At 43.2% G+C, this 16,103-nt stretch carries 14 protein-coding genes; 7 read left to right on the plus strand and 7 right to left on the minus strand.

The genetic code is table 11. The features are described 5' to 3' along the window. The first annotated feature begins 51 nt into the window (after nucleotides 1-51). The 6 genes from ganS (at nucleotide 52) to FBF75_RS09435 (ending at nucleotide 8,478) form a co-directional block, all read left to right on the plus strand. A complete protein-coding gene (ganS, locus tag FBF75_RS09410; protein ID WP_008347347.1) occupies nucleotides 52-1,317 on the plus strand; it encodes a galactooligosaccharide ABC transporter substrate-binding protein GanS in 1,266 nt (421 codons plus the stop codon). A gap of 145 nt (nucleotides 1,318-1,462) precedes the next feature. Then, nucleotides 1,463-2,701 (plus strand): carbohydrate ABC transporter permease, encoded by a 1,239-nt coding sequence (locus FBF75_RS09415; protein ID WP_045033662.1) that lies wholly within the window; start codon nucleotides 1,463-1,465, stop codon nucleotides 2,699-2,701. A gap of 1 nt (nucleotide 2,702) precedes the next feature. Then, a complete protein-coding gene (gene ganQ, locus FBF75_RS09420) occupies nucleotides 2,703-3,545 on the plus strand; it encodes a galactooligosaccharide ABC transporter permease GanQ (RefSeq protein WP_007497274.1) in 843 nt (280 codons plus the stop codon). An 11-nt stretch (nucleotides 3,546-3,556) separates the two neighbouring features. Further along, on the plus strand, nucleotides 3,557-4,765 hold the full coding sequence (locus FBF75_RS09425; protein ID WP_136944666.1) for a glycoside hydrolase family 53 protein: 1,209 nt from the start codon (nucleotides 3,557-3,559) through the stop codon (nucleotides 4,763-4,765). Nucleotides 4,766-4,788: 23 nt separating this feature from the next. Beyond that, a complete protein-coding gene (locus FBF75_RS09430; RefSeq protein ID WP_136944667.1) occupies nucleotides 4,789-6,855 on the plus strand; it encodes a beta-galactosidase in 2,067 nt (688 codons plus the stop codon). A gap of 294 nt (nucleotides 6,856-7,149) precedes the next feature. Further along, a complete protein-coding gene (locus tag FBF75_RS09435) occupies nucleotides 7,150-8,478 on the plus strand; it encodes a CitMHS family transporter (RefSeq protein WP_017359919.1) in 1,329 nt (442 codons plus the stop codon). Between the two features lie 45 nt (nucleotides 8,479-8,523). On the opposite strand, the gene FBF75_RS09440 is transcribed toward FBF75_RS09435, so the two are convergent. From FBF75_RS09440 to FBF75_RS09470, 7 genes are all read right to left on the minus strand, one after another. Next, nucleotides 8,524-8,952, minus strand: a complete 429-nt coding sequence (locus FBF75_RS09440; RefSeq protein ID WP_007497283.1) for a DUF4064 domain-containing protein — start codon at nucleotides 8,950-8,952, stop codon at nucleotides 8,524-8,526. Nucleotides 8,953-8,978: 26 nt separating this feature from the next. Further along, on the minus strand, nucleotides 8,979-9,929 hold the full coding sequence (locus tag FBF75_RS09445) for an ABC transporter permease subunit (protein WP_008347358.1): 951 nt from the start codon (nucleotides 9,927-9,929) through the stop codon (nucleotides 8,979-8,981). Next, nucleotides 9,926-10,855 carry an ABC transporter ATP-binding protein gene (locus FBF75_RS09450; protein ID WP_136944668.1) on the minus strand — a complete coding sequence of 310 codons (930 nt, stop codon included), beginning with the start codon at nucleotides 10,853-10,855 and terminating at the stop codon, nucleotides 9,926-9,928. The genes FBF75_RS09445 and FBF75_RS09450 overlap by 4 nt, the downstream gene beginning before the upstream one ends. Nucleotides 10,856-11,183: 328 nt before the next feature. Further along, a complete protein-coding gene (locus tag FBF75_RS09455) occupies nucleotides 11,184-11,522 on the minus strand; it encodes a zinc ribbon domain-containing protein YjdM (protein ID WP_017359922.1) in 339 nt (112 codons plus the stop codon). Between the two features lie 93 nt (nucleotides 11,523-11,615). Then, nucleotides 11,616-12,755, minus strand: a complete 1,140-nt coding sequence (locus FBF75_RS09460) for a glycerate kinase (protein WP_136944669.1) — start codon at nucleotides 12,753-12,755, stop codon at nucleotides 11,616-11,618. A gap of 29 nt (nucleotides 12,756-12,784) precedes the next feature. Beyond that, on the minus strand, nucleotides 12,785-14,056 hold the full coding sequence (locus FBF75_RS09465; RefSeq protein ID WP_099496974.1) for a GntP family permease: 1,272 nt from the start codon (nucleotides 14,054-14,056) through the stop codon (nucleotides 12,785-12,787). 117 nt (nucleotides 14,057-14,173) lie between these two features. Next, complete coding sequence (locus FBF75_RS09470; RefSeq protein ID WP_048001209.1) at nucleotides 14,174-15,286, minus strand: CdaR family transcriptional regulator; 1,113 nt, start codon at nucleotides 15,284-15,286, stop codon at nucleotides 14,174-14,176. Between the two features lie 160 nt (nucleotides 15,287-15,446). Between FBF75_RS09470 and FBF75_RS09475 the strand changes: the two genes are divergently transcribed. Continuing rightward, a complete protein-coding gene (locus FBF75_RS09475) occupies nucleotides 15,447-16,097 on the plus strand; it encodes a TetR/AcrR family transcriptional regulator (protein WP_008347371.1) in 651 nt (216 codons plus the stop codon). Nucleotides 16,098-16,103 lie beyond the last annotated feature (6 nt).

Below are 16,103 nucleotides of genomic sequence, written 5' to 3' on the forward strand. Positions count from 1 at the left end.
AAGAAAGCGTTTTCTTATCATCTGTGAAAAAAGAACGAGAGGGGATTACGAATGAAAAAGGGAAAATGGGCGACATTATCGGCAGTCGTTGGTACTGCTGTGCTGCTACTGTCAGCATGCGGACCAGGAGATGACAATTCAAGCGGTACACAGCCGGCATCTACAGGTACAAAGACCTTGCTAGTGTGGGAGGATGTCAAAAAGTCTGATGGGATTCAAGACGCCGTCAAAGAATTTGAAAAACAAAACGACGTGAAAGTCAAAGTAGTCGAAAAAGCATATGCCGACCAAATTGAAGCGCTTCGTCTTGATGGCGCAGCCGGCACTGGTCCAGATGTCATCACCATGCCTCACGACCAAATTGGATCAGCTGTCACAGAGGGATTGTTACAAGAAATCAAACCAGATCAAAAAGTAATCAATTCCTTCACAGACGAATCGATTCAATCACAAACGGTAGATGGTAAGCTGTATGGCCTGCCAAAATCCGTTGAAACCACTGTGCTTTTCTATAACAAAGACCTTGTGAAAAAGGCACCAACGACACTCGATGGCTGGTATGACCTTTCGAAAAAGCTGACAAAGGACGGGAAATACGGTTTTGTTGCGAAGTGGGATGAAATTTACTACGCACAAAGTGTATTAGGCGGATCAGGGGGCTATATTTTCAAACAGAAAAACGATGGGTCTTATGACGTCAATGATATTGGTCTTAATAACGATGGTGCCATCGAAGGCGGAAAATACATTCAGACATTCTTTAGCGAAGGACTTTTCCCGAAAGGCATCATTGGTGAGCAAGGAATCAATGTCCTCAATTCCTTATTCACTGAGAAAAAGGCAGCGGCTGTCATTTCTGGTCCATGGTCATTTGGTCCTTATAAAGAAGCGGGTATCGACTATGGCGTGACGGAATTGCCAACACTCCCTAACGGAAAACATATGAGCTCGTTCTTAGGTGTAAAGAGCTACAACGTCTCCTCTTATTCTAAAAATAAAGAACTTGCCGAAAAATTTGTTGAGTTTATCACGAACGAAAAAAATTCGAAAAAGCGCTTTGAAGTAACAGAGGAAATTCCACCAGTGAAAAAGCTGATGAAAGACCCAGTCATTACTGAAAACGCTAATGCGGATGCTGTTTCAAAGCAAACGAAATATGCCACGCTGACTCCGAACAATCCAGAGATGGCAGAGGTGTGGAAGCCGATTGACAGTGCATTAGGACTGATTGCGACTGGCCGTACCGATGTGAAAAAGGCATTTGATGACGCGGTCAAACAAATCGACTCGCAAATTAAAGCGAATCACTCCAAATAAACATCAAGCGCAGGTAGCTGTTCATCTATCATGCTGCCTGCACTTGATCTAATTTCATATGAAGTAGGTGTTAGACGTGACGGGTAACCTTGAACTAGACCGCACACACATAGTGGAATCAAAGACACACCGGAGACGGGCGCTAATGTTCTCTCTTATACCCGGGATGGGGCAAATATACAACAAACAGTATGGCAAAGGGGCACTCTTTTTCCTGTTTGGCGTTTCTTTTCTACTTGTGTTTTATGATTTATTCAATATTGGCTTCTGGGGGCTGTTCACACTTGGTACGATGCTGCCTCGTGACAACTCTGTTTTCCTTTTAGCAAAAGGAATTATTGCACTTTTAACAGCTGGATTTGGCATCGGTTTTTATGTACTCATGATACGAGATGCATTTATGAACGGAAAGAAACGTGATCAAGGGGTTCCGCTTCATTCCATCCGTGCTCAATACCATCAGCTCATCGACCAAGGCTTTCCTTATTTAATGAGCACTCCTGCTTTCTTTTTACTTCTATTCTCTGTTGTCTTTCCTATTATGTTCAGCTTTGCGCTGGCCTTTACAAACTATGATTTATACCACTCGCCTCCTGCCAATCTCATTGATTGGGTAGGCATCAAAAACTTTCAAAATATCTTTTCAATCGATATTTGGAGAGACACATTCATTGATGTACTAGGCTGGACGGTCGTATGGACGTTGGCTGCATCGACCCTTCAATGTGCTGTCGGCATTTTCCTAGCGGTTCTGCTCAATCAAAAAGATTTAAAAGGAAAACGGTTTTTCAGAACGATTTTGATTCTGCCGTGGGCTGTTCCAGGATTTGTGACCATTTTGGTGTTTGCTGGATTGTTTAACGACACGTTTGGTGCGATCAACAATACCCTTTTTGCATCGATTGGAATTGATCCAAAACCATGGCTGACAGATCCATTTTGGAGCAAAATCGCTCTTATTGCGATGCAGACTTGGCTTGGTTTTCCTTTTGTGTTCATTATGACAACTGGCGTTTTGCAGGCCATTCCTGAAGATTTATACGAGGCTGCAACCATTGATGGGGCAAATTTCTTTCAGAAATTCCGTTCCATTACATTACCGCTTGTCCTCTATTCAATTGCACCTATATTAATTACGCAATATACGTTTAACTTTAACAACTTTAATATCATCTACTTATTTAATGGCGGAGGACCGCCTGTGGCTGGCTCAACTGCTGGGGGAACGGACATCTTGGTGTCTTGGATTTACAAACTGACGATGCAATCTTCTCAATATGCACTCGCTGCCGCTGTTACGATCTTACTGTCGATCTTCGTCATCGCCATTGCACTTTGGCAGTTTAAGAGAACGAATTCATTTAAAGAGGAGGACATGATGTGATATGGGATCAAAACAAAATAAGCTCATTCGCCTGAGTATCACTTATTTCATCCTTTTCATTGCCTCCGTTTGTATTCTATATCCACTCCTTTGGACGATCGGTGCTTCCTTTAATCCTGGGAATAGCCTGATGAGCACAAGCATGTTTCCGAAGAATCCAACGTTCAGTCACTTTACAGAACTCTTCTTCGGTCAGGGAGCACTTTATGCAAAATGGTATTGGAACTCAATGAAAATCAGTATTGCGACTATGCTCTTAACGTTGATCCTTGTTAGCTTTACAGGTTATGCCTTTTCTAGGTTCCGATTCAAAGGACGCAAGAATGGACTGATGCTCTTTTTGCTGCTGCAAATGATTCCTCAATTTTCAGCGCTGATTGCCATTTTTGTATTGGCTCAAATGCTTGGACTCATTAACAGCCACCTCGCATTGATTTTGATTTATGCAGGCGGACAAATCCCGATGAATACGTATTTAATGAAAGGTTATCTTGATGCGATTCCAAAGGATCTCGATGAATCAGCCAGAATGGATGGCGCAGGGCATTTCCGGATTTTCATCCAAATTATTATGCCACTTGCCAAGCCGATTTTAGCCGTTGTTGCCATCAACTCATTTACAGGACCGCTGGGTGATTTCATCATCTCCAGTGTCATTGTCCGTTCACCCGAAATGTATACGCTCCCAATCGGTCTATACAATCTTGTATCAGACAAAATGGGTGCCAGCTACACGACCTTTGCAGCCGGGGCTTTACTCATTGCGATTCCAGTTGCTTTATTGTTTCTTGTTTTACAAAAACAATTTGTATCCGGCCTCACACAAGGCGGGACAAAAGGATAAGGGGAGATTTGATGAAGAAATGGTTGCTTGTCACTGTTGTCGTTTTCTTTCTGATGGGGTTAGGTATTCTGCCTGAAGCAAAGGCTGATTCGATTTCGGTGAAACCGATCAATGGATTGCAAGGTGATTTCATCAAAGGAGCCGATATCTCCATGCTCGCAGAAGTGGAGCGAAGCGGCGGCAAATACTACAACCAAAACTGGCAGCAGGTTGATCCGCTCAAGCTATTAAAAGAGAAAGGTGTCAACTATGTGCGCATCAGACTCTGGAACCATCCATACGACAACCAAGGCCGTGCCTATAACGGCGGGACTAACGATTTAAATACCGCCATTGCTCTATCGAAACGTGCAAAAGCACAAAACATGAAAGTTCTGCTTGATTTTCACTACAGTGATTTCTGGACCGATCCCGGTAAACAGTTCAAACCGAAAGCTTGGACCAATCTCTCCCAAAGCGATTTAGAAAAAGCTGTTGGCACTTACACAAGCGATGTACTTAAAGCGATGAAAGCACAAAATGCCCTGCCAAATATGGTACAGGTCGGGAATGAATTGAATTCAGGTATGCTTTGGCCGAACGGAAAGAGCTGGGGTGAAGGCGGCGGTGAATTTGACCGGCTCGCTGCTTTGCTAAAAGCGGGAACAAATGCTGTCCGCTCTGTCGATTCAAACATCAAAGTCATGCTTCATCTTGCACATGGGGGGGACAATGGTGCATCTCGCTGGTGGTTTGATGAAATCACCAAGCGAGGCGTTTCCTTCGATACGATCGGTTTATCTTACTACCCGTATTGGGACGGGGGATTTAGCGGTCTTACTAACAACATGAATGATATTAGCGCCCGCTATAACAAAGATGTCATCGTGGTAGAAACCGCCTACGGCTTTACAACAGCAAATGGTGATAACCTCGATAACTCATTTAACCAAGATTCAGTCAATACGGCCGGTTATCCAGCATCACCACAAGGGCAGGCATCTTTTATACGAGATCTATCAGAAAAAATTTCACAAGTGAAAAACCATCGTGGGAAAGGGTTCTTTTATTGGGAGCCGCTTTGGATTCCAGCAAAAGGTGCTCCGTGGTCTAGTCAATACGGGCTCGCTTATATTCAAACAACCGGCACAGTCGGGAATGCTTGGGAAAATCAGGCCATGTTTGATTTCAACGGAAAAGCCCTGCCTTCTCTTGATGTATTTAAACAAATGACACCGTAATTAAACAGATAGGACGTGACAAAATGGGAAAGCGTTACCCACTCGTTCACCCAAATGTGAAAGGCTTTTTGCATGGTGGCGACTATAATCCTGATCAATGGCTTCATATGCCGGAGATCATTGACGAAGATTTTCGATTAATGAAGCTTGCACACTGTCAAACATTCTCTATCAACATTTTCGCTTGGAGCAAGCTCGAGCCAAAAGAAGGGGAATATGATTTTGCCTGGCTGGATGATATCATGGACCGCTTGGCAGCACAGGGAGCTCACGCCATTCTCGCCACGCCAAGCGGAGCAAGACCTGCTTGGCTCTCGCAAACATATCCAGAAGTCTTACGCGTTGAAGCAAACCGCCAGCGCAACTTGCACGGACTTCGCCATAATCATTGCTTTACCTCACCAGTTTATCGAGAAAAAACGAATACACTCAATCGTTTGCTTGCTGAACGCTACAAGGACCATCCAGCGCTGATCATGTGGCACATTTCAAATGAATACGGCGGTGAATGTCATTGTGATCTTTGCCAAGAAGCATTTAGAAACTATTTGAAAGACAAATACAACCATGACCTTGAAGCTTTGAATCAAGCATGGTGGACGGGATTTTGGAGCCACACCTTTACCGATTGGTCGCAAATCGAGTCACCAGCCCCTCATGGCGAGCACATGATTCATGGCATGAACCTAGATTGGAAGCGTTTTGTCACAGCGCAAACGATCAATTTTTATCAAAATGAAATTGAACCGCTGAGAGAATTAACACCTCATGTGCCAGTAACCACCAATTTTATGGGCGACTATCCGCATATGCGTCCATTCCTTGGACTGGATTATCATCAATTTGCAAAAGAAGTCGACGTGATCTCATGGGATAGCTATCCAGCATGGCATAGCGGCAGAGAAACCACTGCAGAATTAGCGTCAAACGTCGCCTTCGTTCATGATTTATATCGGTCATTAAAGGATGGTCAGCCGTTTCTTGTGATGGAAAGCACACCAAGCCTCGTGAACTGGCATGAAGTGAATAAGGTGAAGCATAAAGGAATGGCACACCTCTCTGCCATGCAGGCGATTGCCCACGGGTCCGACTCCGTCCTTTATTTCCAGTGGAGACAAGGCCGAGGCGCCTCTGAAAAATTCCATGGAGCCGTTGTGGATCATTCAGGACATGAACACACGCGTGTGTTTCAAGAAGTCGCTGATTTAGGAAAACAGCTGGAGCAGCTTCAGCCGATTGCAGGTACATCCGTTCAACCAGAAGTAGCCATCATATATGATTGGGAAAACCATTGGGCAATTGATGATGCGCAAGGCTTAAATAATACCAACAAACGCTATGTAGAGGCTTGCCAAACTCACTATCGCAGTTTCTGGAAAAAGGGCATCCCTGTTGATATTGTCGGGATGGAAAAGGATTTCTCATCCTATCGAGTGCTTGTTGGACCAATGCTCTACATGATCAAACCAGGCGTGGCAGAAAAGATCGAAGCATTTGTCAAAGAGGGCGGCATTTTTGTGGCAACGTACTGGAGCGGCATGGTCGATGAAAACGACCTCTGTTTCCTCGGTGGTTTCCCTGGCCCTCTCCGCCATGTACTTGGGGTTTGGGCAGAGGAAATCAACACATTGATGCCAGATGAACACGTCTTAATGACCACAGGAAATGGACGCACTTATCATGTCGGGCAATATTGCGAGTCCATTCATCCTGAAACAGCCTCTGTGTTAGGGCATTTTGAGAATGGCTGCTATGAAGGACAGCCCGCCCTTACTGTCCGTCCATTTGGCAAAGGGAAAGCATACTATATGGCTTCTGAAAATGAGCAGGCGTTTTATGATGATTTTTACGAAGACCTTATCACAGGAATAGGCATACAACCGATCCTATCCTCTTCGATTCCAGAGGGCGTCAGTGTCCAGAAACGAACAGATGGATCGCAGGACTTTGTGTTTATGATGAATTTTACAGAACAGCAACAGAACATTTCACTAGATTCAGCGGAAAGCTATGAAAATATGCTGACTGGACAGCATACATCTCAACAGTTACAACTGAATCCTTACGAATACGTTATTTTGAAAAAATAGCGTGAAAGAAGCGTCCATCCAAAGGGCGCTTTTTACTTTTAAGTGAATCTAAATACCTATAAAATCTCTTCCGGTAGTAGATTACCAATAGAATCATTATTTTTTATCTAAATTTTTTGACATATTGAACACCGCGCCACGATTGGATTCACCATCCTTTTTTACCATTGTATAGGTATGAAAGCGGTTGCCTAATACTCATATTTTTGATACTCTTTTTTTCAATGCAGATGTGGGACTGCATTGGTATAAAAACAAACAAATGTAAACGGTTTATTGTAGGGGGAGGGGCTTATGTTAACGTTTGTTGGATTGTTGATTATTTTAACGATTGTTGTTTTGCTGATTTGGGGGAAAGCGAGTCCAATTGTCGCCATGGTCATGGTGCCTTTAATAGGGGCGCTCATCGCGGGGTTTGGTATCAATGACATTCAAACTTTCTTTGAACAAGGGATTATCAAAGTATTGCCAGTGGCGACCATGTTTATCTTCGCCATTTTATTTTTTGGCATTTTACAAGATACAGGGTTCTTTGAACCTGTAATTAAAGCATTAATCAAGCTGACAAAAGGAAATGTTGTCACAGTTGCGATGGGAACTGCCTTGATTGGGGTCATCGCACACTTAGACGGAGCAGGAGCTACCACCTTTTTATTAACTGTACCTGCACTGCTTCCGCTTTATAAAAAATTACATATGAGTCCTTATTTATTGCTTTTGTTAATCGGGACGAGTGCTGGATTAACCAATATGATTCCATGGGCTGGCCCCACAGGACGGGCAGCAAGTGTTCTAAATATGGACCCATCTGAACTGTGGGTACCGCTTATTCCCATTCAGCTGATCGGGGTCGTGCTCGTATTAGGAATGGCATTCATTTTAGGAAAAAGAGAAGAAAAACGAATTCGGGTGAAAATCGCCGCAAATGAAGTAGCCGCTGTCCAATTAGAAGGCGCCGATTGGGATCGTGCCATTCAATCGATCAGCGAAACAGGCGATGCGTCTTTAAAGCGTTATCACTTAATGTGGGTCAACCTCATTCTATTTTTAGCTGTTGTTGTCCTTCTTGTGCTGAACGTGATTCCTGCTAGCTATATGTTTATGATTGGTCTTTCACTAGCACTTCTGATTAACTTTCCAAATGTGAATTTACAAATGGAGCGAATTAAGGCACATGCCCCGAGTGCACTAATGATGGCGGCTGTTATTTTCTCCGCAGGTTCTTTTTTAGGGATTCTTGAAGGAACGGGCATGCTAAAGGCGATTGCAGTGGACAGCATTCACATTTTGCCAGCTTTCTTACTGCCATTTTTACATATCATTGTGGGGATATTTGGGGTTCCGCTTGATATGCTGACAAGTACGGATGCCTATTATTATGCACTTCTGCCGATTGTCGAATCGATTACATCAGAGGTTGGCGTGTCAGGGACATCTGCAGCATACGCCATGATGATTGGAAATATCATCGGCACCTTTGTCAGCCCTCTTGCACCTGCTGTATGGCTCGCCATCGGTCTTGCAGGGGTCGATATGGGGAAACATATCCGCTACTCCTTCTTTTGGATGTGGGGGTTCAGTATCGTTTTACTCATCGTCGCCAAACTGATTGGCATCATATAAAAAAGAAAGACATGCGCAAAATCAGCGCATGTCTTTTTCTTTGAATTATGAAGGATATTCACTCGTGTGAATGTCTGTTTTCGGTTTTCTAATCAGTGACATCAATCCAACGATTAGCAACAAGATCATCGGAACGAAAGCAAGACCAACAGTTCCAATTAAAAGAGTCACAGCCGAAACCAAGAAAAGAATACCAGAAAGCACGGCACGGCGATCTGTTTTCAAGACAATCACACCAACAAGGGCTAAGACAGCCGCAATTGCGGAAACAACCATAAACTGAACGCCAAAGGCATGAACCGAAGCTTCAAGTGTTTCAACTGGCAAGGCGCTGCCTTCCTCTTGTAAAATTTCATTCATTTCTTCATAAAATGCTGGGTCCACAGAGAGCATCAATGCCCCAAAACCAACACCAATTACGTTGAGGACAATACTGATAATCCCCATAATTTTTTCACCTTTACGCTTAATCATTGATAGAAACCTCCTAAAAAGTTAAATTAACCTGTTTTTACTTCTCGCTTTTGGAAGACGATTAAAGCAACCGCCAAGAAGATGGCCCAATAAATGACTAGGACCGTTAGTGAGAAACCTAGGGACATGCCTTCGATATAAGTAGGTGTTTCTGCGAAATACTGTACAGGATCGTTGGCAAACAATAAGTATTTCGCCCAATCAAAGAAGAACATCAAAATGCTTGTGATGGATGCTCCGACAACATAGGCTAATACACTAATCGCTATGGAAATGGCCTCGCTTCTAAACACCGTTGAGATAGCAAAAGAAAGTGTCCCTAATACAACAAACATAGCACAATGCGCCAAATAATAAGAGACCATATTTGCAAACTGAGACCGTTCAATGACTTCACCATTTTGATAAGCCAAATACACATAATCATTGTTTAGTCCAAAGAATATCGCACCTAAGATAAAGGATAAGATAAATAGGACAGCGATTAGGAAAAGTGAATATAGTTGGACGGTAAAGTATTTAGACAAAAGAACCTTCAACCTGGATGGCGGACGAATCAGTAATAATTTAATTGTACCATGCTTATATTCAGCCGAGACAATTGTGGCTGCAATAATAATCACAAATACACCTACCAGCTGAAGCAAATTAGCATTTGTTTTCACATAAGTCCATGCATTTTTACCGAATTGATCGGCTGGAGGTAAATCATGTTTGATTCGATACTCATTGATCGCTATATCGGTTTCAAGGGATCTCTTATAAAATCTTATATTATCCTCTTTCAATTCTTGCTTCTTTGCTTTATTGATTTCTTGCAACTCAGTTTTCCAATCACCGGATGCTTGATCTCCGTCATTTGTCTTAACAGCAAAAATCAACGTCGCAATCATACCTAAAACAAGAAGCCCAACCATAATCCAAGTACCCACACGATAACTGATTTTCATCCACTCGTTTTGAATGAGGCGAATCATACGTCTGCCTCCTTTTTACCTGTTAAGCTTAAGAACTTATCTTCTAAGGTTTGTTTTTCTACTTTGATTTCGTACAAATGAATAGAAGCCTCGCTCAAATGACGAATCAATTGTGGCATCTTCTCTTCTAGGATGGAGAAGAATAAGTACTGCTCCTCTTCTCTAACTGTGATACCTTCCTCAAATGCTTCAATGAGCTTTTGAGCTTCTTCAATCTCACTTGATGCTACTTTCATTCGATAATTGACCAAATCATCCTGCTTCGTCTCCGCACGCTGATCCTCAATCGCAATCAGCTTTCCTTTTTGAATAATGGCGAAACGATCACACATCAATTCCATTTCTGACATGAGATGACTTGAAACAATGACAGCAAGCCCTTCTTCCTTTGCCAGCCTTCTCAAGTAATCTCGTATCATACGAATTCCCTCTGGATCTAGTCCATTGGTCGGCTCATCTAAGATTAGCAGTTTCGGTTTATGTATCAATGCCTGAGCAATCCCCAAACGCTGCTTCATTCCTAATGAAAACGTACGGACACGCTTATGTTTCACATGCTGCAAACTAACTAGTTCTAGCAGTTCATCAATTCGACCTTCATCCACTTTTCCATTCATTCTGGCAAAATGAACAAGGTTTTGTCTTGCCGTTAAATGATTATACATTTCTGGATTTTCAATAATTGCACCGACATCTTGGATGGCATGCTGATATGAAGTTTGAATACTATGACCATTAATCAGAATGTCACCGGATGTAATGGGAGAAAGACCGACCATCATGCGAATGGTTGTCGTTTTTCCTGCGCCATTCGGCCCTAAGAAGCCAAAGACTTCGCCCGCTTGGACAGAGAAACTCAAGTCTTGAACAATCTTTTTCCCGCGAATATGCCTAGATACATTTTGCAGTTCTAAAACGTTCGTCACGTTACCTCTCCTTCTTTGTCTAAGTATCATCTATCATCTATTTCCTGATAAACACCATGATCCGTCAAAAATAGAAGAACACTTCCATATGGTACAGCAATGCCCAAAAGTTGTGAAGGGGATTAGGCAAAATTTAGAGAATCATCTGCCTTTTTTAAGGTAGGGTTAAGAAAAGCGTGAATTTTTATAAGAAAAGAGGCTTGATTTTTTAAAAAAAGAATCATTTTCAACAGGTACATATGTATGAAATGATGTTTAAGATTATACCTTTCACCTATAAATATCGAAATAAAAAAGAGGCTGATGGTCGACAGCCTCTTTTCATACATTATACTTTCTTCACAAACTCCGATTTTAACTTCATTGCGCCAAAACTAGGAATTTTACAATCAATGTTATGATCGCCTTCGACTAAACGAATCCCTTTGACCTTCGTCCCTATTTTTAAAACCGAAGAAGAACCTTTGACTTTTAAATCTTTAATCACAGTGACCGTGTCACCATCACTTAATAGATTTCCATTCGCATCTTTGACAACAAGCTGTTCCTCTGCCGCTTGTTCTTGTTCTAGCGACCACTCATGCGCACATTCTGGACAAATAAGCATGCTGCCATCCTCGTATGTATAGGTTGAACTGCACGATGGACAATTCGGTAGATTAGACATTTGTGTTTCCTCCAACTTTCTTTTTCATTTAGAACCATTTTACCACATTTCTATAGAAAGAAATGTGATAGAAAAGGAAACATTTTTCATCATTTACTTATCTCTTCCAAATGTCATGACGGCCGCAATATTCCGCGCTGTTCTCTCTACATGCACACTAGCATCATGAATGGCTTCAGCCAGAGTCGTGACGCCAGGGACAATACTAAAAAGTGCATCAATGCCATGATCATGTACGACTGCACTGTCTTTTGAGAGAGACCCAGCGATGCCAATGACAGGGAGTCCATATTGTTTCGCAGCTTTGGCTACACCGATCGGCGTTTTTCCGTAAATGGTCTGCTGATCAATCCGGCCTTCCCCTGTAATGACTAGGTCAGCGTCCTTTAGTACGTCAGCAAAATGTACGGCTTTCAGTACAATATCGATTCCCTTTTGCAGATCAGCCTGTAAAAAGCCTAATAAACTCGCGCCCAGTCCTCCTGCCGCTCCTGCACCTGCCGTCTCACCAAAGGAGACATGAAGATGCTGCTTAGCCACTTGTGCAAAATGAGATAAATTCTTGTCCAACAGTTGAACCATTTCTGTATCTGCTCCCTTTTGAGGACCGAACACAGCAGACGCTCCTCTTTCACCCGTTAAAGGATTATCCACATCACACGCCACTTCCAGACGGACTGATCGCAATCTTGGATCCAATCGAGATAGATCAATAGAAGCTAATTGATTCAGTGATCCACCGCCCGGCGTGAGGTCTTGGCCTGCTTTATCGAGAAAAGAAGCGCCTAAACCTTGCATCATGCCAACGCCGCCATCATTTGTTGCGCTTCCGCCAAGCCCAATGATTAAATGCTTCGCTCCTTTATCCAGCGCTGCAAGCATTAATTCTCCTGTCCCTCTAGACGTCGTGAATAAGGGGTTCCGTTTTTCTGGCGGGACAAGATGTAATCCTGATGCTGCTGCCATCTCTATGACAGCTGTCTGACCATCTCCCAACATACCAAAAAAGGCATCCACAGGTTTGCCAAGCGGACCCGTGACCACTTGCTGGACAATCTTCCCGCCTGTCGCATCCACTAACGATTGAACTGTGCCTTCTCCTCCATCTGCCATTGGGATTTTCATATATTCTGCATCTGGCAAAATAGAGCGAAATCCTCGTTCAATGGCACATGCTGTCTCATAAGCAGATAAACTTTCTTTAAATGAATCTGGTGCGATCACAATTTTCATCCAAAAACCCCTCGTTTCTCATTAAATCCTCAGCCGAACAGCTGGAAAATACCAAAGATAATGGTCGATACCACAGTTAATGTCAAACCAATTAACGATTCAAAGGGCATTAATTTCAACCGTTCTTTTATATCCATTTGAACACTTCCCGCCGTTGCATGGAAAAAGCTTCCGTGCGGCATATGGTCTAGCACAGTTGCGCCAGCGTGAATCATAGCTGCGCCTGAAAGGGCAGATACACCAAGACCAATAAGAGTTCCGCTAAATACACCACTTGCAACTGCCGTCCCTGCAGTTGTCGAAGCTGTGGCTGCCGACATAAAAATTCCAGACGTTGGTGCAAGCAAGTAAGGAGGTAATCCCGAAGCGTCAAGCGCTTGAATAAATACCTCTTTCATGGAAGAATTCGATACAATTCCAGCTAATGTGCCTGTACCTAGTAACATGATCGCTACACCTGACATTTTATGCAGCCCTGACATCGCATAATCATTGAGAAACTTCCCTTTTTTCATGAAAAGAGCGCCAACAATTCCGCCTATTGGTAAGGCAATCATTGGATCAATATTTATTTGAAACAACGGTCTCAAGGCTAACAAGAGAATGGTCACAAGTGGGCCGACAAGCGCTTGTAGAAAACCAGGTACTTGAACCTCGCCTTGGTCTGCTCCCTCTTCCAGAACTGGTGTCCCTTTATTCGCAAGCTTTTTGGCTAATACATACGTGACGGCTATCCCGAAAATAGCCGGTATGACACCTGCCGCCATCAGGGAAGTAAGCGGGACACCAAAAGCATCAGAGGCTGCAATGGCATTCGGATTCGGTGACATGATATTCCCCGCCTTCCCTCCTCCAATCATCGCAAGTAAAATCCCCGTTTTAGAAAGTTTTGCACGCTTGGCAATGGCAAGTGCGATTGGTGCTACTGTAATGACTGCTACATCTACAAAAACACCCACCGTTGTTAAAATCATTGTTGCAAGTGCGAGTGCTAAAAGTGCCCTCGCCTCTCCAAGCTTTTTGACGATGGCCTCAGCAATAGATAATGCTGCACCCGACTCGATTAAAACCCCTGCCAGTACACCTGCCGCCATGATTCGAAGAACAGCCGGAATCATGTCCTTTGCGCCTTCCATCATGACGTTCACGGTCTGCACAATATCTACACCGCCAACCAAACCGCCAATAAATGCGCCTGCCAGCATGCCATAAGCAGGTGATACTTTTTTTAAAATGAGAACAATAGCGATCACAAGCGCAGTCAATGCGCCTAATGTACTTACTGTCACATCTCCACCCATTCTCCATCCCTCCTGATTGTCTTTTCTTAATTGTAAGCGTTTACTCATTGGGATCGAGTTGTGAATCTAAATGAACTTCTTTTATTTATTTCTCAATCTAGTTGTGCAAATGCACAATTAAGACAGTTGATTGTCCAATTGTGCTATGTACAGCTCCATCAACTGTTTCACATGACGAGGGTCTTTTCCGGTCAATGCCTGGATTTTATCTAAACGATATCGCAGTGTATTGCGGTGAATAAATAGACGATCAACGATTCTTTGTAAATCCCCGCCCTCTTCAATGTAAACCTTTAACGTTTGAACGAGCTCCATTTCTTGTATCAGCGGATGATAAAAATCACTCCACCGTTTGCCCTCTTTGGCGGCTCTCGCTTTTATAAACAAGCTTTCAAGCTGATAAGATTCAAAGACATATATGCTTTCCTCTGGATGGAGCACCTTTCCTAACCGCAGGGCCTCTCTCGCATGCTGAAAGGACAACGGTAATTGACTCATGTCCTCAGCGACAGTTCCTACACCCACTAGCACTTGTCCATCAACTGCACCTGCCATTGTTTGTTGCAGCTGTTCGATCACATGCTTGAATTGATGGTCACATATCGGCTGTCTTAACAGGATCAATTCATGACGGAAGGTCATGCCTAGTAAATCATCCGCATTCTTATCGTATTGAATGGCATGCATCATTTTGTGTACAGTGTCCTCAGACGATGGAATCGGCTGAAAAACAATAGCCATTCGCCGCTTGTCTAAAACCATTCCAAGCCAGTCAGCACGGTGTTTCAGCTGATGATCACCCATGTCAGACTCGGAGATGAGCTGATTCACAATTTCACTCTCTATTCGCTGCCGCCACTGGAAGCGTTCAAGCAGAAAAGATTGCTCTAATACGAGCTCAGCTGCCATTTTCACCAGCTCGGCATGATGACGAATGTCCTCTGGCTCACCCGTAATCCCAATGACACCAACAACTTGTTCCCGAAAGCAAATAGGCAGATTGATTCCAGGTCTCACGCCTTTTAAGCGGCGGGACGTCTCCTGATCAATCTCCACACTATCTCCGCTTGACAGCACTAGACGTGCTCCATCATGTTCTTGTCCAATCCTTTTTCGTTCACCAGACCCAATAATGACACCATCTGCATTCATGACATTGATGTTTTGATGTAAAATATGCATCGTACGTTCAACCATCTCTTGAGCCAATTCACTGGTTAAAAATTGCATTCAGCATCTCTCCTGAAGGGGTTTTCATTCAATGTATCATAGTGTCATTGCACAATAAATGCAAAGCTTAAAAAAACAGCCGTTGACAAAGATACGCCAAAAAGTGTTTAATCAAATCAAGGGACCGACCGACAGTCTAGTCAAAAGAAAGGATGGCTTTATGAGAACCGTTAAACATCCTGAGGAACGCAAAAATGACATCTTGAATGCAGCAGAGAAGCTTTTTTCAACCAAAGGCTATCAGCAAACCACAATTATTGACATCCTCAAAGCCGTTGGCATTGCAAAAGGCACATTCTATTATTACTTTACTTCCAAAGAAGAAGTGATGGATGCAATCATTGACCGGATCATAAAAGCAGATATCATCGAGGCAAAGCGTATTGCCGCTGATCCAGATATCTCAGTGGTTGATAAATTATTTCGCATCATCATGGCACAATCTCCTAAACAGGGCAGCCATAAAGAAGGCATGATCGAACAATTTCATCAGCCTGCTAATGCAGAGATGCATCAAAAAAGCTTGATCAAAGCCATTACAGAGCTATCACCCGTTTTAGCAGAAGTCATTCAGCAAGGGGTAGAAGAAGGGATATTTCAAACGGATTATCCGCAAGAGACGGTCGAATTTCTTCTCGCTTCTGCACAGGTTATCTTTGATGAGGGACTTTTCCAATGGACCACAGCGGAAAGCATACAACGGGCGCTAGCATTTATCGCAATCCTTGAAGCCTCTTTACATGCAGAAAAGGGAAGTTTCTCCTTCCTTCTCCAACGTTTAACTGGAGAACCGGAAGACAATAATCAGTGATTGGTC

Source organism: Bacillus sp. S2(2019), from assembly GCF_005144805.1.
Taxonomy (GTDB): Bacteria; Bacillota; Bacilli; order Bacillales; family Bacillaceae; genus Bacillus; species Bacillus altitudinis.